This is a genomic window from Mesorhizobium calcicola, assembly GCF_042682105.1.
Classification (GTDB): Bacteria; Pseudomonadota; Alphaproteobacteria; order Rhizobiales; family Rhizobiaceae; genus Mesorhizobium; species Mesorhizobium calcicola.
The window spans coordinates 1-14,894 of record NZ_JBHUGY010000045.1 but is presented as its reverse complement, the minus strand read 5'-3'; the positions used below and the strand labels follow the sequence as shown (position 1 = coordinate 14,894).

The following is a 14,894-nucleotide window of genomic DNA, read 5'->3' as shown; positions in this document are numbered from 1 at the left end:
CCGCGCTAAACAAGATGTGTTTCGCCGATTGATGCGAGGCCATTTATGATCGATTCTTGGTGGTGACACCGCAAGGAATTGCGAACGGGCGGGAGAGGTGATCCGGTGCGGTTGAGATCTGTCTCTCTGGGTGTCGTCGCCAGCCTCCTCCTCGTCGTCATCGCCCTGACGGTGTCGGCGCGGTCGTTTGCCGCACTGCAGCCATCTGATGTTCCCGCCTGGCTGCAAGCCCATGTCGGCGACAGCGACGGTCAGATCTCGCAGATTGTCCTGGAGCGAGCGCGTGCGCTTTACCTGAAAAAGGTGGCGCAAGGCGCGGTCAGGAACCCCTGTTACTTTGCCATGGATGCGACACGTCCCGGCGATCTGGGCAATGGAGTGCTGGGGCGCAGGTACTATGTCATCTGCGAAGCCAGCCAGTCGTTTCGCGCGATCTCGTCGGGTCACGGCGGCGGCCGCAATCTGAAAGGCACTGTCGATTTTTCAAACGGCAGGCGGTGCTCGAAGAACTTCGGCAACGCCATGGATTCGGAACTGACCGCCGGCGGGGCCTATATGACCCGCGAGGCGAAAACGTCGTTCAAAGGCTTTTATCGCACCGGCGCCAAACAGGACGCGGCTTTCCTGCGCACCTTCATACAATTCGACGGTGAAGGCGAGGCCGCGAACGCCAGACAGCGGGTGATCGGCGGCCACGCGGCGCAGGTGCTGCGTGGCATGTGTCTGCGCAAAAATCCGACCAGCTCACATGCCGACCATGACGGTTTCGTGCCGTTCGGCAAGCTGGTGGACTATGCCGGCGGCCGCAGCAATGGCTGTACCAGCTGGTCTCCGGCGGATGCCGGGCAGATCATTTCGATGGTGAAGGACAACCCGACGACCCTCTATATCTACCCTGAATCCCGCGACATCGCCGCCGTTGCGAAAGCGGTGGGAAGCGGCCGTTCGCTATCCGGCGCCGGATCCTATTGGAACGCATCCTGCCTGAAGGAAATCGGCGCGCCGAAATTCTGGCCGCGAAAAACCCTCGAACCGATCATAGCTCAATACAAGAAGGACCATCCGGCGCCGCCGCCGCAGCCGACGCCGATCTGCAAGGGGCCGTGAAGTCCGCTCACTCTGCGCACTTCACTCACCACGCCGTGCCTCAGCGCAGAAAACCAAGCACGGCCTCTATGAACCCTGCAGGATGCTCGACGTTCGACAGGTGAACCGCAGGCAGGACCACCAGCTTCGCGCCGGGCACCGCTGCGGCGATCAGCTCGCTATGGCTTAGGGATGTCACCGTGTCGTGCTCGCCAGCGATCACCAGCGTCGGCCGGGAGATCAGCGCCACGGTGCGGCGAAGGTCGGCATCGCGAACCGCCGCGAACAAACCCGCAAGGCCTTTGCGGTCTATGGCCAGCAACATGGTGCGAAATTCCTCGATGACGGGCTCGTTGGCCGCCACCGTTTGCGCTGGGAACCAGTTGCCGAGGAACACCTCGGCGGTTTCCGTCATGTCCGGCGCCTGCCGGACACTGGCAATCCGCTCGTCGAAATAACTTGCCGGTCCGAGGTGGGACGAGGTGTTGCTCAGGATCAGACGGTCGATCCGCTCGGGCGCATGGACGCCAAGCCATTGCCCGACGAAGCCGCCCAGCGACAGGCCGAGGAAGTGCACGCGCCCGATGCCGAGCGCATCGAGCAGCTCGATCACGTCGCGGCCAAGTCGGTCGAGCGAATAGGCACCGACTGGGGCGCTCGACCCGCCATGGCCGCGAAAGTCGTAGCGCAGAACACGGAAATGGCTCGATAGCGCGCCGACCTGCCCGTCCCACATATGCAACGTGGTGGCGATTGAGTTCGACAGCACCAGCACCGGCTTTCCGGCATCGCCGTCGAAGCGGTAGGCGATCCGCGTGCCGTCGCCTGTTGTCACGAAATTCAGCTCATTCATGGTGAAGCCACCTTCCTTTTGGGAGCGTTGAATGAGGCAAAGCGTAGCTGCGGTGTGTTTTTGATGATATTACAAAGATAGGACAATCTCTGTAGTAAAAGGTGACATGGCCGAATTCACCCTGCATGACCTGCAATGCTTCGACGCCGTGGTCCGCACCGGCGGCTTTCAACCGGCGGCGGCCCTGCTGCATCGCTCGCACCCGGCGGTGTTCGCCGCCGTCGCAAAGCTGGAACGACAGCTAGACCTCGTTCTCCTGGATCGCAGTGGCTATCGCGTGCGCCCGACCGAAGCGGGGCTGTCCTTCCACCGCCGGGCACACCAACTGCTGCGCGAGCTGGAAGGCCTGCGTGTCCATGCCGCCCAGCTATCGATAGGCGAGGAAAGTGATATCCATGTGGTCATCGGCGACCTGTGCCCACGGCCGCAGGTGCTGGGCATGCTCGGACGGTTCTTCGCCCAGTGCCCGGGCACGCGCCTGCATTTGCACTTCGAAGCCGTCGGCGGCCCGTGGGAGCGCCTCTTCGATGACGAGGCTGATCTGATCCTGCACTGGATCGACAAGGGCGACGCGCGTGCGGAATGGGTTGACTTGTGCAAGGTGCCGTTCATTCCCGTGGTGGCGCCGGGTTTTCTGCCGGAGCGTATCGAGCAACCGATCACGCTGGATCAGATGCACGCAGTCACCCAATGCGTCATGCGCGACACCGCCCGCCATTCGCCACGACAGGACTACTTCATGATCGAAGGCGCGCCACAATGCATGGTGGCCGACCAGGGCATGAAGAAGGAAATCATCCTGCAAGGCCTCGGTTGGGGTCACCTGCCGCGCTTCCTGATCGAGAACGAGTTGCACGACGGACGCCTGCTATCCATCGCCGGCCGTCATCTGCCGGGCCGTACCGAGGAGCTGGTGGTGGCGCGCCGCCGCGACCGGCCGCACGGGCCGATCGCGAACCGGCTGTGGGATCATATCCAGCAGGAAGCGCCGGCGCTGCGCCGTGCGCTCGAACCGCCGAAACCTGCGCAGTAGGTCACCGATCCACCAGCCGGCGAAAGGCGCGGCGTATGAACGCCTGGCCGCCTTCGGTGACCGGTTTTTCCGCCGGCCATGCCAGGGACAACGCTGAAGGGCGGCACGCGCGACGCGGTAGGCGGCGGCCTACTGCAGCAGGCCCTTGACGATGCCGCTCGCCTTGCCGAAATCCATCTGCCCGGCATATTTCTGCTTCAGCGCCGCGATCACCTTGCCCATGTCCTTCTGGCTGGCCGCACCCGTCGCCGCGATGGCTTCGCGCGCCGCGGCCGCCACCGCGGCATCGTCCAGCTGCGTCGGCAGGAAGGCGCGGATGATCTCCATCTCGCCGCGCTCCTGCGCGGCCAGTTCCGGCCGCTTGCCGTCGTCGAACGCCTTGGCCGATTCCTCTCGCTGCTTCACCATCTTGGCCAGGATCTGTAGGATCTCCTCATCGCTGGCCGGCTCCTTGGCCGAACCGCGATTGGCGATATCGCGGTCGTGGATGGCCGCCTGGATCAGCCGCAATGTCGGCAGCCGGTGCTTGTCCTGCGCCTTCATCGCGCTCTTCAGGGATTCGGCGATTTTTGCGCGCATGGTGCTTTCTCCTTCGATCGGCGCGGACAATAGCGCCGGGGGCAAGCCAACGCAAACTCTGATATTGCCAGGCAAACCACTGATATTGCTTGACGAAATAAATCGGACCCTGATTTCGCATGATCATTGACCGCTCTGCCCCCTTCCCCTATGTACTGGGCCTTGCATGAACTGAAGCTTGAGTGCGTGGAAGCCGCGAATTCGCCGCTTTGCGCCATTTGCTGCGCCGACGGCCCGCCGGGCTGGTCGAAGCGCGCAGCATCATAGGAGTGCCGCCATGGCTACGATGACCGCCGCGTCGACCCCCGCTTGGACCACAGACAGGCCGACCGCCCTTCTGGTTCTGGCCGACGGCACCGTCATCGAGGGTCGCGGCCTGGGCGCCACCGGCTCCGCCGTCGCCGAGGTCTGCTTCAACACCGCGCTGACCGGCTACCAGGAAATCCTCACCGACCCGTCCTATGCCGGCCAGATCGTTACCTTCACTTTCCCGCATATCGGCAACATCGGCACCAATGACGAGGACATCGAGGACCTCAATCCGGTCGCCCGCGCCGGCGCCGTCGGCGCCGTGTTCAAGGCCGACGTCACCAACCCGTCGAACTACCGCGCCGGTACCGGTCTCGACCAGTGGCTGAAGAAGCGCGGCATCGTCGCCCTGTCGGGCATCGACACCCGCGCGCTGACCGCGCTGATCCGTGAAAAAGGCATGCCCAACGCCGTCATTGCGCACGCGCCCGACGGCGTCTTCGACCTCGACGATCTTAAGCGGCGCGCCGCCGCGTGGTCGGGCCTGATCGGGCTCGATCTCGCCAAGGAGGTCACCTCCGGCCAGTCCTCGGTCTGGGGCGAGACGCCCTGGGTCTGGAACGAAGGCTTTGGCGAACAGGCCGAGCCCTCGATGCATGTCGTTGCCATCGACTACGGCGTCAAGCGCAACATCTTGCGCCTGCTTGCCGGGCTCGGCGCCAAGGTCACCGTGGTGCCGGCCAAGACCGGCGCTGAAGAAATCCTTGCCATGCAGCCCGACGGTATCTTCCTCTCCAACGGCCCCGGCGATCCCGAAGCCACCGGCGACTATGCCGTGCCGGTCATCCAGGACCTGTTGAAGACCGACATCCCGGTGTTCGGCATCTGCCTCGGTCACCAGATGCTGGCGCTGGCGCTGGGCGGCAAGACCGCCAAGATGCATCAGGGTCATCATGGCGCCAACCATCCGGTCAAGGACCACACCACCGGCAAGGTCGAGATCGTCTCGATGAACCACGGCTTTGCCGTCGATGCCGATTCACTGCCCGCCGGCGTCGAGGAAACCCATGTCTCGCTGTTCGACGGTTCGAATTGCGGCATCACGCTGACCGGACGTCCGGTGTTTTCGGTCCAGCATCACCCCGAGGCCTCGCCCGGTCCGCAGGATTCGCACTATCTGTTCCGCCGCTTCGTCAACCTGATCCGCGAAAAGCGCGGCGAGGAATTGCTGGCCGAGCGGGCCTGATCCTTCCGAAGATGGACATCGTCGACAATATCGCTTTCCAGCGTGCCAATCCCGCGCCGAAGGCCGCCTCGACCTCGTAATTTCCGGACGCACCGTCGAGCAGGCGCGCCACACGCCAAAGACCAGCCGCGACAGCGATGATCCGTTCTTGGTCAGGGCGATACGCCCGTCATGGCTTATATCTGCGCTCCATCTTCCGCGACGCTTGTGGTGACGTTTCTGAGCACCACCGGCTTTGCCACTTTGGTGACGAAGACGATGAGCGCCAGCGTCAGGAAAAACGCCCCAACCAGATACGGCGCGCCGCCGAAGGTCACCGGCGCATTCGGCCCCGTGAACCAGGAAAAGATCGTCGTATAGAGCAGCGGCGTGATGATCGAGGTGATCGAGAAGATCGAGGTCATCGCGCCTTGCAGTTCGCCTTGCGCCGAAGGCGGCACCTTGGCGGCGGCGAGGCTCCTCAGCGGCGGATCGGCCAGCGCTTCCAGGCAGCCGACGACGATCACCGCATAGATCATCCAGCCCTGCGACGCGAAGGCGTAGCCGAAGGCGCTGAGCGCCGTGAAAGTAAGACCGATTGCCGCCGTCTTCCACTCGCCAAGCCGGGGGATCACCCGCGGCAGCACTGTCGCCATGACGATCGCGCCGCACAGGCCGAAGGCGCCGAGCGAGAAGCCGATCTGCTGCTCGCTCCAGCCATAGCGGTAATTGGAGACGAACGACCACACCGCCGGATACATCATGTGCCCGAGCGTCATCAGGAAGAAGACAAGCCCGATCCAGCCGATGCCTTTGTATTGGCGCATCTGCAGAAGCGTCCCGACCGGGTTCGCACGTTTCCACTCGAAGCGGCGGCGGTGCTTGTCATCGAGCGTTTCCGGCAACAGGAACAGCGCAATCAGGAAGTTCACGAAAGCAAGCCCGGCAGCGAAAAAGAACGGCACGCGCGGCCCGAACGTGCCGAGCAGCCCGCCCAGAACCGGCCCGATGACGAAGCCGACACCAAAAGCGATACCGAGCAGGCCGAAATTCTTCGCCCGGTTCTCATCGTTCGAGATGTCGGCGATGAAGGCGGATGTCGTCGAATAGCTGGCACCCGAAATGCCGGCCAGCACGCGCCCGATGAACAGCATCGGGAAGGACCAGGCGACGGCGCAGATCAGATTGTCGATGGAAAACGTCAGCACCGAGGCGAGCAGGATCGGCCGCCGTCCGAACCGGTCGCTCAGGCCGCCCATGATGGGCGCGAAAAAGAACTGCATCGCCGCATAGACGAAGAACAGCCAACCACCTTCGATCGCCGCTCCGCTGATGCTGACGCCGGTCAACTCCCTGAGATAGGCAGGCAGCACCGGCATGATCATGCCGAAGCCGATGATGTCGAGCAGCAGCGTGGTGAAGACGAGCGCAAGGCCCCGTCTGGCGGTTTTGGGGTCGATCATGATGAATCAAGCTCCTGTGGTCGCCCTGGGGCGCAGGCGGACGCACCTTATAGGCGAGCCTGCCGCAAGGAACAATGAGGGAACATGCTTGACGTCTTCATCCTGACATCCCCTGACGGCGACTTCGCCATCAGCTCAGTTTCGGGAAACGGATGGTCCGGGACTGTTTCTAAATTCGCTCTGGCGAGTCATATGGTGGTGGTTTCGAGAACCGTAGCGGAGCGGACATTTGGTCCGTGAGCTCAGTTCTACTGCGACGCAGTAGAACGGGGAAGCGCGGAAAACACCATCAGATGGCCGCCAGAGTAGAATTTCCAAACGGTCTCCTCAGATCGGGCCGCTCAGCGTGTTGCAGTCCGACAGCTTGCCGCTCTTGTAGCCGCGCGCCAGCCAGGTCTGGCGCTGCTGAGAGGTGCCGTGGTTGAAGCTTTCCGGCACGACATAGCCCTGCGTCTTCTTCTGCAGCGTGTCGTCGCCGATCTGCTTGGCGGCGTTCAGCGCGCTCTCTATGTCGCCCTGCTCCAATATGCCTTTCTGCTCGGTATAGTGCGCCCACACGCCGGCGAAACAGTCGGCCTGCAGTTCGATGCGCACCGACAGCTGGTTGGCATCGGCTTCGCTCATGCCTTGGCGCATCTGGTTGAACTTGCCCATGATGCCGGTCAGGTTCTGCACATGGTGGCCGACCTCATGCGCGACCACATAAGCGCGGGCGAACTCGCCCGAGGCGCCGAATTGCTGGTCGAGCTGCTGGAAGAAGGTCATGTCGAGATAGACCTTGTGGTCGCCGGGGCAATAGAAAGGTCCGGCCGCCGCGGAGGCAAAGCCGCAGGCCGAGCGCACCTGGCCGCTGAACAGCACCAGCTTCGGGTCCTCATAGGTCAGCCCTTGAGACTTGAAGATGCCGGTCCATGTGTCTTCGGTCTCGGCCAGCACAGTGGCAACGAACTGCTTCATCTCGTCATTGGCGGGCGCACCCGCACCGCCGCCCTGGCCGCCGCTGTCTTCGGTGATCTGGCCGCCGCCGCCCGGCAGCAGTCCACCGTCGCCGCCGCCCAGGATCGTCGACGGATCGAAGCCGAAATACCATCCGGCGAGAACAACCAGAATTACGAGGAAGATGCTGCCGCCACCGCCGGCGCGGCCGCCGATCGGGATGCGGAACTGACCGGGGCTGCCGCCGCCGAGCCCGCCACCGCCGTCGCTGCGGTCGTCCTCGATATTGTCACTCTGACGACGGCCTCTCCAGAGCATGGCAACTCCTTACGCTGCGAACTTCCCCGTTGTTCCGGCAAGGCCGGCTCAACCCAACAAACAATTATCCCAATGGTTGCACCAAGTCACAGCATTTTTCGGGACTGCGCCACTGCCGATATGGCGGCCTCGCCGCTCTGGCCGAGACCACGGAAGGCCTGTAGCATTGCCGCGAACGGAGGGGTGCGCGAGGCTTGAAGACGATCGGTGAATTCGTGTCGCTGCTCGCGGCCCTGCTCTGCCTTGGTCTCGCAAGTGCCAGCGCGGTGACGCTCGATTCCAGCGTCGCCGTCACCGACCCTGCCACCTTGCAGGCGCTGGAGCGTGGCGGCCTGTCGATCAGCCGCCTGCTCGGCCCGGCACTCGGTCTCACCCGCGACGTCGACAATCGCGGCCTGTTTTCGGTTCCGGCGCTGGCCACGGTGCGCGACACCGTCAAGCTTGAGATTGCCGACGAGCCGAAAACCAGCCCCGACGCCTATGTCGCGGCCATCGCGAAATCGAACGACACCAGCCAGAAATTCAATCCGAAATACATCGACGACGACGGCTCGACGCTTGACCTGACCGGCGTCGTCAACCGCATGGATCGCGGCTATCTCGGCCACACCGAATGCGGCGAGATCCGGCTGATCTACCGCTTCCATTATTCGGTCGCGGAAAAGCCGGTGAAGGGAAAGGCGGGCCAGCGCATTTCCTCGCGCCTGCCGCTGACCATGAGCCTGGTGTTCAACGCCAAGCCGACGCAGGCGCAGGCCCGTACCTCGAAAGACCTGCCGCGCGCCACGGACGTGTCCTGCGCCGACATTGCCAAGCGCTGGCTTGCCGCCGGGCAGAAGGACCTCGCGCCCAACCAGCTGGCAGCGTGGCTGCGTTCCGACGAAGGCCCGCTCTCCGGCGCCATGCTGAATTCGTCGCAGATCATGCGGCTCGAGCTCAATATGCAGGTACTCAGGCTATCCGCCTCGACGCGGCGCGATTTCGGCGGTCATGCCGAATATCTGCTGAAGATCTTCAAATGGAATCCGGCCATTTCGAGCTTCTATGAAGCGAAGATGGAGAACCAGATCGACCGGGCCACCGTGCTGGCCGACAAGCCGTCCTTCGCCAAATGGCTGCTCACCGACCGCAACATCTACGATCTCGATCATGGCCGGCTGGTCATCGACGAGAGATTCCTGGCCAAAAGTGCCGTCTCCGTCGCGCCCGGCGGCCTGAGCCGGTCGCAGAACAACATCGCCTATGGGCTGGTCGACGACGCCGATATCGACAAGGCGTTGAGCGACTATGTCGCCAGGGGCAACACGCTCGCCACCATCAAGTCGGTGGCCGGCTTCGAATTGCGCCTCAATGAGATGAGTTGCACCGGCTGTCACCAGACGCATGGCATTGCCGGCTTCCACTATACAGGCGCCGACCCGGCCAGCGAGCCGCGCCGCAACGCCGTCTTCGTGCCGGGCTCGGCCGTATTCTTCGCCGATCTGCCGCGCCGCCGCGCCATCGTCGAGCAGTTCGCCGCCGGCGGCCATCCGGATTTCACGCGCGGCTTCGCCGCCCGTCCGGACCAGAAATACGCCGAGGCGCTGAAAGGCACCGACCTCTACAATGGCTGGGGCTCGATCTGCTATCGCGGCGAGGATTTGAGCTTCAAGGACTGGAGCTGCGGCGAAGGCCTGCGCTGCGCCGGCGTCCACGAAAGCGCCATCCATCCGGGCTTCGGCACCTGCGTCAGCGAGGCCGGCACGGCGGTCGGCGATCCCGTCGAGTTCGGCGAGATAAGAATGTCGACATGGGGCAACGACCAGTATTGCCGGCTGTCGCCGGCCACCGCCAAGGCATGCGCCATCGATCCGGCGCGGGACAAGAAGCCGCTGGTCAAGCTCGCCGGCTATGGCGCCGCGCGCCAGCGCTACGACAATCCCGAACAGAAGACCGGCGGCTTTCCCGGCGGCATGCTGCGCAAGGCGAGCTGCGACAAGCTACCCGACGAGGCGACGTGTGGCCGCCTCGCCAAGACCGGCTTCAACGACTGCATCGCGTCGGGCAAGGACCACAAATTCTGCACCAGGGAATTCACCAAGACCGCCGGCCTGCGCGCCTGCGACAAGGCGCATCCCTGCCGCGAGGACTATATCTGCACCGCCGGCTACGATGATCTGCCCCAGGCCAAGCCTGGCGAGGGCACCTGCATCCCGCCCTATTTCATCTTCCAGTTCCGTGTCGACGGCCACCCGAGAAGCTGGGTCCAGGACACGCAGTAAGCAGGGCGACGGCCCCGTGCTCGGCAATGCCAGTTGTTGCGCATATCTGACCAACCAGCCGCCGATAGGCATCAACGGCCGGGGCGGTCGACAAAAAAGCTCTCGATATAGCCGCCATCGGCTTGCGTAACGTATACGGTCTTTCCGTCCGGCCCCCCGAACGTCAGATTGGTTGGGTTTGCCGCCGATAACTTTATCTCACGCACAAGATTTCCGTCGGAAGTGAGTACAGCGACAGTGCCTTTGGTGGGACGCGTAACGAATATTTTCCCGTCAATATCAGTTCGCAGCCCGTCCAGTTCTCCGGAATCGAATTTCTTCACCAGACGCGCCGAGGTCAGCCGCGCGCCCTGCAATTCATATGCCCACACTTCCCTGGATTGCGATTCGCTGACATAGAGCGTTTTGCCGTCGGGGCTGAGATCGATGCCGTTGGTCGTCCCCATTTTTCGGTCGCAAAGCATCACTGCCCCACTGCTCCCATCGGACTTGCGCTCGATACGCCAGATCTGGCCGGACCCGTGGGCAAAACTCGGATCGCTGGCGTAGAGCGTGCCGTCAGCGGCGATAGCTAGATCATTTGGCTGATTGAAATGGCTGGAATGAAAATAAACGTGCGCCGCAGTTTGTCCGGCCTCCATCACCAGCACATTGTGCTTCCGATAGTCGGCTATATACATGCGGCCATCCTGGCTGAAGCGGATGCCATTGCCTACACTGCCGGCGGGAAGTGTCGCGAACAATTCGGATTGCTCGGCTCCCGGGCGCAATCGACCGACTGTCCCTTTTTGGTGATAGTTGACCACGAATAGATTGCCGGTCGCGTCAACCGCCGGACCTTCGATTCCAGCCGTGTATTCGCCCTTTGGCGTCAGCCTGTTGCTCGAAAACAGAAACTCGTCCGCCGCCGCCGAAGTCAAACCGAAAACCAGCGCAGCCATGCAGATATTGATCAGTCTCCGCATATCCGCCGCCCCAACACAGGTTCCTGCAATTCTTCTGTTTCAGCTCGTCTATTTCAGCGTGTCACAGATCTGCGGCGTTGCCTTTATAAGCGCCTGGATTTGCGAAAGCATCGAGTCGCATTCCGGCAGGACCTGGGCCTTCCTGGTGCGTATCGGGCCGAACTCGCCCTTCTTTCCGCCACTCGTTCTGAGCAGCACCGCTGCATATTCGGCTGCGAAGGCGGGGCAGGATTTGGTTAGTTTCTGCCAGTCCGCACCGGTGCCGCTTCCCCACGTCCTTGCGTCCCACGCCGAGCATGTCACCTGTTTGCTGAAAACCTCGAGCAAGCATCCCTTCTGGTCGGATTTGTATGTCGAGAATAAATCCGACATCGTCGTGCTGGCGATGTGTGCACCCCACGAAGTCTGGAACAACCCCGCTTCTGCCGAGTCGGCCGAGCTGAAGTTCGCGCTGCGATCCCTGCCGACGCAATATTTCCCGGACGATTCTCGCATTCCGAGGCCGATCAAAAGCGCATAGGCGTGCCTTAACGTATCCACCCCGTCGGTCGCGTTCGACATGCCAAGCGCCTGAAACTTGGCGTCATACCACGTCAAGCCATCGGTCTTGTCGGACCGTGTTCCCGGAGTGCCTCTCGCCGCGGAGACAATCTTTACGTCTGGCCGATCCGGCTGACATATGGCCTTCGCAAACACCAGCGCCATGCCGCGAAAATAGGCCTTCTTGGCAAAACCCCTATCTTCCCAATCGGTTGTAGCACATTTCGAATCCGCTGCTATCTGCGCGATCTGATCAGCCGGCGAAGATTCTTGAGCACTCGCCGAAAGGCTGCAAAATATCCAACCAAGCAGGCCAAGAACCGAAGCTGTATAAGACTTCATTGTACCCTCCCCCATCTATCGTCAACGATAGCACGAACGAAGGTAACTCGCCACTCAAAGATGAATGATCATTTCTTTATTCGGCAATACGAATGCAAGCGCTCCATCCTAGCGCATTTTTGCTAAATACCCATCGTCGTACAATACTCCGGGTCGGTCCGAGCAATGGGCTGTTGGTGAGCCGCATCAGGCACCTTAGCGCCTGAACTACAATCCAGGCCCTGCTCACTCCTTTTGCTTGGCGCCTGCGCTCTTGCCGTCGGAGCTTTTCGAGCGCTCCTCGAAACGCGCGGCGCCCTTCTTCAGCGGGCGACCGGTCTCGGCCTCGGTCTTGCGCTCGTCCTTCGCCGCCGCCTGTTTCAGTCCCTTGGCCGCCTGCTTGCCCTTTGCCGTCGGTGCCTGTTCAACGCCCATCGCTTCCTCCCTTGGCGCGCAACAATCGCGCGGTGTCAGGAGCAACGTGCATAACGCACGGCGGTTCCGGCGGCTTGGTCCTTAAGGAAACTCGCCGGCGAGGCTCAGCGCGGCGCCGTCATCGCCTTGCGGAACGCTTCCAGCGTTTCGGCGCTGACATGGTGCTCGATGCCCTCGGCATCGATGCGCGCCGTTTCGGCACTGACGCCGAGCGAGCGCAAAAAGGCTTCCACCGTCTGGTGGCGGATGCGGCTCTCCTCCGCGACCTTGCGGCCGGTATCGGTCAGGAACACGCCGCGATAGGGCTTTCTCGACACCAGGCCGTCGGCGCACAGCCTGGTCAGCATCTTGGCCACCGTCGGCTGGGCGACGCCGAGCCGTGCCGCGATATCGACCTGGCGCGCCTCGTTGCCGTCCTCGATCAGGTCGGCGATCAGCTCGACATAATCCTCGACCAGCGCGCTGCGGCGCGCTTCGCGCGTGTGCCGGAACCCTTCCGAATGGACGTCGGCGTCAGGCAGCGGCTTTTCGCGCGGGACCGGTCTGTTCTTCAGCGCCAATGCGCGCTCCTCCTGGGAGTTTAGCCGTCCATGCATTCATAGCACGGGCTCTGATTCTTCAGGCCGTTTATTTGCATTCCCCCGCAGGTGCAACCGGCGTTTCCGGTTGCATCTTTTGCGCATCGACCAGGATCCGCATAAAAAGCACCGACAATGAAATATAGCATATTGCATAATGTTGAGCCATGGCATAGCTTAAGGCAACATCGGTACGTCTCGCGGAAAGCCCCCTCATGTCTGAAGTCGAAGCCACAGCCTCCCGATCCACATGGCAGTTCGCCAGGATCGAGGACGACGACCAGCCCAGCCTGCGCGAGGTCAATTCTTCCATCGCAGTGCCGAGTTCGGGCGTCTGGTTCCGCCGACTGTTCGCCTTCATGGGGCCGGGCTACATGGTCTCGGTCGGCTATATGGATCCGGGCAACTGGGCGACCGACCTCGCCGGCGGCGCCCAGTTCGGCTACACGCTTCTGTTCATCATCATGCTGTCCAACCTGATGGCGATCCTGCTGCAGGCGCTGGCCGCCCGCCTCGGCATCGCCACCGGCCGCGACCTTGCACAGGCCTGTCGCGCCTACTATCCGCGTCCGGTCAATTTCGTGCTGTGGATCGCTTGCGAACTGGCCATCATCGCCTGCGACCTGGCCGAGGTCATCGGCACGGCGATCGCGCTGCAGCTTCTGTTCGGCATTCCGCTGATTGGCGGCGCCATACTGACCGCGCTCGATGCCTTCCTGGTGCTGCTGCTGATGAACAAGGGTTTCCGCTATCTCGAAGCCTTCGTCATCGCGCTTTTGATCATCATCTTCAGCTGCTTTGCCATCCAGATCTTTGTCGCCGCCCCGCCGGCGGGCTCGATCCTGCACGCCATGTTCGTGCCGTCGTCGGAAATCGTCACCAATCCGGCGATGCTCTACATCGCCATCGGCATCATCGGCGCCACCGTCATGCCGCACAATCTCTATCTGCACTCCTCGATCGTGCAGACCCGAGCCTATGAGCGCACCGACAAGGGCAAGCGTGATGCCATCAAATGGGCAACGACGGACTCGACCATCGCCCTGATGCTCGCTTTGTTCGTCAACGCCTCGATCCTGATCGTATCGGCGGTCGCCTTCCACGACACCGGCCACCAGGACGTCGCCGAGATCGGCCAGGCCTTCGAGCTGCTGTCGCCGCTGCTCGGCCTCGGCATCGCCTCGGTCCTGTTCGCGGTGGCACTGCTTGCCTCAGGCCTGAATTCGACGGTGACGGCGACGCTCGCCGGCCAGATCGTCATGGAAGGTTTTCTGCGCCTGCGCATCCCCAACTGGGCACGCCGGCTTTTGACACGCGGTCTCGCCATCATCCCGGTGGTGATCGTCACCGCGCTCTACGGCGAAAAGGGCACCGGCCAGTTGCTGGTGTTCAGCCAGGTGATCCTGTCGATGCAACTGCCCTTCGCGGTCATCCCGCTGGTGCAGTTCGTCTCCGACAAGAAGAAGATGGGCAACCTCGCCATTCCGCGCGGTGTCGCCGCGCTGGCCTGGGTGGTCGCCACGATCATCCTGGTGCTCAATTTCAAGCTCCTCTACGACACCATGTTCGGGGTCAGTTGAGTTCAGCCCGCCGAGAGATCGACTGCCCCTTCGAGTAGGTAATCCCGCGACAAATCGGCAATCCGCGCTATCTTCTCCGGCGCCATGACCGGGATCGAAGACATCAGGAAGTTCTACGCGCGGCTGATGGCCGCCAATGCCGGCTCGCCCGATCCGCGCCTGGAGGCGGTCTTCGCCGAGGTGCCGCGCGAAGCCTTCCTCGGTCCCGGGCCGTGGACGATCATCGCCCGGCAACGGCAAGATCACGACGCCGAGCGCCGATCCGGCCCACATCTACCAGAACGTGTTGGTGACGCTCGACGCCGACAAGGGCATCAACAATGGCGAGCCTTTCCTGCACGCCATGTGGATCGGAAAGCTTGCGCCGAAACCCGGCGAGGCCGTTTGCCACATCGGCGCCGGCACCGGCTACTACACAGCGGTGCTGGCCAGGCTGGTGTCGCCCGGCGGCACCGTCACCGCTTTCGAACTC

At 62.6% G+C, this 14,894-nt stretch carries 13 protein-coding genes and 1 pseudogene; 6 read left to right on the top strand and 8 right to left on the bottom strand.

What is annotated here, in order from left to right:
• Positions 1-105 precede the first annotated feature (105 nt).
• The gene (locus ACFSQT_RS27430) at positions 106-1,107 is read left to right on the top strand and encodes a hypothetical protein (RefSeq protein WP_379024017.1); all 1,002 of its coding nucleotides are present in this window, start codon (positions 106-108) and stop codon (positions 1,105-1,107) included.
• A 40-nt stretch (positions 1,108-1,147) separates the two neighbouring features.
• On the opposite strand, the gene ACFSQT_RS27425 is transcribed toward ACFSQT_RS27430, so the two are convergent.
• Positions 1,148-1,939, bottom strand: coding sequence for an alpha/beta fold hydrolase (locus ACFSQT_RS27425; RefSeq protein ID WP_379024015.1), 792 nt, complete (start codon positions 1,937-1,939; stop codon positions 1,148-1,150).
• Positions 1,940-2,045: 106 nt separating this feature from the next.
• Here ACFSQT_RS27425 and ACFSQT_RS27420 point away from each other — a divergent pair, with 106 nt between their 5' ends.
• Complete coding sequence (locus ACFSQT_RS27420; protein WP_379024013.1) at positions 2,046-2,972, top strand: LysR family transcriptional regulator; 927 nt, start codon at positions 2,046-2,048, stop codon at positions 2,970-2,972.
• A gap of 129 nt (positions 2,973-3,101) precedes the next feature.
• On the opposite strand, the gene ACFSQT_RS27415 is transcribed toward ACFSQT_RS27420, so the two are convergent.
• Positions 3,102-3,551, bottom strand: a complete 450-nt coding sequence (locus ACFSQT_RS27415; RefSeq protein WP_379024011.1) for a GatB/YqeY domain-containing protein — start codon at positions 3,549-3,551, stop codon at positions 3,102-3,104.
• A 277-nt stretch (positions 3,552-3,828) separates the two neighbouring features.
• Here ACFSQT_RS27415 and carA point away from each other — a divergent pair, with 277 nt between their 5' ends.
• Positions 3,829-5,046, top strand: coding sequence for a glutamine-hydrolyzing carbamoyl-phosphate synthase small subunit (gene carA / locus ACFSQT_RS27410; protein ID WP_379024009.1), 1,218 nt, complete (start codon positions 3,829-3,831; stop codon positions 5,044-5,046).
• Between the two features lie 176 nt (positions 5,047-5,222).
• Here the strand turns inward: carA and ACFSQT_RS27405 are convergent, their stop codons facing one another.
• Both ACFSQT_RS27405 and ypfJ read right to left on the bottom strand, forming a co-directional pair.
• Entirely contained in the window at positions 5,223-6,488 is a 1,266-nt protein-coding gene (locus ACFSQT_RS27405) for a TCR/Tet family MFS transporter (RefSeq protein WP_379024007.1), read from the bottom strand.
• Between the two features lie 327 nt (positions 6,489-6,815).
• Positions 6,816-7,742: a KPN_02809 family neutral zinc metallopeptidase gene (gene ypfJ / locus ACFSQT_RS27400; RefSeq protein ID WP_379024005.1), complete on the bottom strand. Its 927-nt coding sequence runs from the start codon at positions 7,740-7,742 to the stop codon at positions 6,816-6,818.
• Positions 7,743-7,936: 194 nt separating this feature from the next.
• Here ypfJ and ACFSQT_RS27395 point away from each other — a divergent pair, with 194 nt between their 5' ends.
• A complete protein-coding gene (locus ACFSQT_RS27395) occupies positions 7,937-10,003 on the top strand; it encodes a hypothetical protein (protein ID WP_379024003.1) in 2,067 nt (688 codons plus the stop codon).
• Positions 10,004-10,074: 71 nt separating this feature from the next.
• Here ACFSQT_RS27395 and ACFSQT_RS27390 read toward each other — a convergent pair whose 3' ends face one another.
• From ACFSQT_RS27390 to mntR, 4 genes are all read right to left on the bottom strand, one after another.
• Positions 10,075-10,968: an SMP-30/gluconolactonase/LRE family protein gene (locus ACFSQT_RS27390; RefSeq protein ID WP_379024001.1), complete on the bottom strand. Its 894-nt coding sequence runs from the start codon at positions 10,966-10,968 to the stop codon at positions 10,075-10,077.
• Positions 10,969-11,016: 48 nt separating this feature from the next.
• Entirely contained in the window at positions 11,017-11,850 is an 834-nt protein-coding gene (locus ACFSQT_RS27385; RefSeq protein ID WP_379023999.1) for a hypothetical protein, read from the bottom strand.
• A gap of 225 nt (positions 11,851-12,075) precedes the next feature.
• Entirely contained in the window at positions 12,076-12,264 is a 189-nt protein-coding gene (locus ACFSQT_RS27380; RefSeq protein WP_379023997.1) for a hypothetical protein, read from the bottom strand.
• A 104-nt stretch (positions 12,265-12,368) separates the two neighbouring features.
• Positions 12,369-12,824 (bottom strand): manganese-binding transcriptional regulator MntR, encoded by a 456-nt coding sequence (gene mntR / locus ACFSQT_RS27375; protein ID WP_379023995.1) that lies wholly within the window; start codon positions 12,822-12,824, stop codon positions 12,369-12,371.
• A gap of 233 nt (positions 12,825-13,057) precedes the next feature.
• Here mntR and ACFSQT_RS27370 point away from each other — a divergent pair, with 233 nt between their 5' ends.
• Positions 13,058-14,422 carry an Nramp family divalent metal transporter gene (locus ACFSQT_RS27370; protein ID WP_379023993.1) on the top strand — a complete coding sequence of 455 codons (1,365 nt, stop codon included), beginning with the start codon at positions 13,058-13,060 and terminating at the stop codon, positions 14,420-14,422.
• Positions 14,423-14,506: 84 nt separating this feature from the next.
• Positions 14,507-14,894 (top strand): annotated as a pseudogene (locus tag ACFSQT_RS27365) (protein-L-isoaspartate O-methyltransferase family protein); the annotation flags it as partial.

What these genes read in the sequence shown, in the direction of transcription:
- ACFSQT_RS27420 (WP_379024013.1), top strand. Translation starts at nt 2,046, where the DNA reads ATGGCCGAATTCACCCTGCATGACCTGCAATGCTTCGACGCCGTGGTC.
- ACFSQT_RS27425 (WP_379024015.1), bottom strand. Translation starts at nt 1,939, where the DNA reads ATGAATGAGCTGAATTTCGTGACAACAGGCGACGGCACGCGGATCGCC.
- ACFSQT_RS27415 (WP_379024011.1), bottom strand. Translation starts at nt 3,551, where the DNA reads ATGCGCGCAAAAATCGCCGAATCCCTGAAGAGCGCGATGAAGGCGCAG.
- ACFSQT_RS27405 (WP_379024007.1), bottom strand. Translation starts at nt 6,488, where the DNA reads ATGATCGACCCCAAAACCGCCAGACGGGGCCTTGCGCTCGTCTTCACC.
- ACFSQT_RS27370 (WP_379023993.1), top strand. Translation starts at nt 13,058, where the DNA reads ATGTCTGAAGTCGAAGCCACAGCCTCCCGATCCACATGGCAGTTCGCC.
- ACFSQT_RS27380 (WP_379023997.1), bottom strand. Translation starts at nt 12,264, where the DNA reads ATGGGCGTTGAACAGGCACCGACGGCAAAGGGCAAGCAGGCGGCCAAG.
- ypfJ (WP_379024005.1), bottom strand. Translation starts at nt 7,742, where the DNA reads ATGCTCTGGAGAGGCCGTCGTCAGAGTGACAATATCGAGGACGACCGC.
- ACFSQT_RS27390 (WP_379024001.1), bottom strand. Translation starts at nt 10,968, where the DNA reads ATGCGGAGACTGATCAATATCTGCATGGCTGCGCTGGTTTTCGGTTTG.
- carA (WP_379024009.1), top strand. Translation starts at nt 3,829, where the DNA reads ATGGCTACGATGACCGCCGCGTCGACCCCCGCTTGGACCACAGACAGG.
- ACFSQT_RS27385 (WP_379023999.1), bottom strand. Translation starts at nt 11,850, where the DNA reads ATGAAGTCTTATACAGCTTCGGTTCTTGGCCTGCTTGGTTGGATATTT.